The sequence below is a fragment of the Parabacteroides sp. AF39-10AC genome (assembly GCF_003635405.1).
GTDB classification, from domain to species: domain Bacteria; phylum Bacteroidota; class Bacteroidia; order Bacteroidales; family Tannerellaceae; genus Parabacteroides; species Parabacteroides distasonis.
On record NZ_QTLP01000063.1, the window covers coordinates 3,742 to 4,283 of the forward strand.

Consider the following 542-nt stretch of genomic DNA (forward strand, 5'->3'; position numbering starts at 1 on the left):
CCTTGCCGCCATACAGGACCTCGGCATGCTCTCGATGACGAGCAACTTCGACAACGAGGTCGAGATCCTGAGGTCCCGCACGTTGATCAAGAAGGTGGTGAACGACATGGGCCTGTATATCGACATGGAGGAGTCGAACGCCTTGGGCTTCAACCCCCCTTTATACAAGAACTCCCCCGTTAACGTGTTCATCACCCCCGAGGAGGCGGACCGTCTGGTGGCCCCCGTCGAGCTACGCATGCGCTACACGAAGGAGGGTCAGCTAACGGTGAGAGCGGAGTACAAGATCGACAAGGAGGGTGACGAGGAGACGATGGAGCAGGGCTTCGACAGGCTCCCCGCCATATTGCCCACCCCCGTGGGGGTTTTCAGTTTCACGGGCATGGATTCCATACCCGAGTTGGAGGGCGGGGAGATCGAGCTGGTGGCCCACGTCCATACGCCCACGTCCACTGCCGAGGCTTACGGCAAGGAGTTGAGCGTGACGCCCTCGTCCAAGACGACGACGATCGCCAAGGTATCCTTGAGGAACACGGTGAGGC

General features: G+C 60.1%; 1 pseudogene. It reads left to right on the forward strand.

The window, feature by feature from the left end:
• Positions 1-542, forward strand: a pseudogene (locus tag DW033_RS24070) (tyrosine protein kinase); the annotation flags it as partial.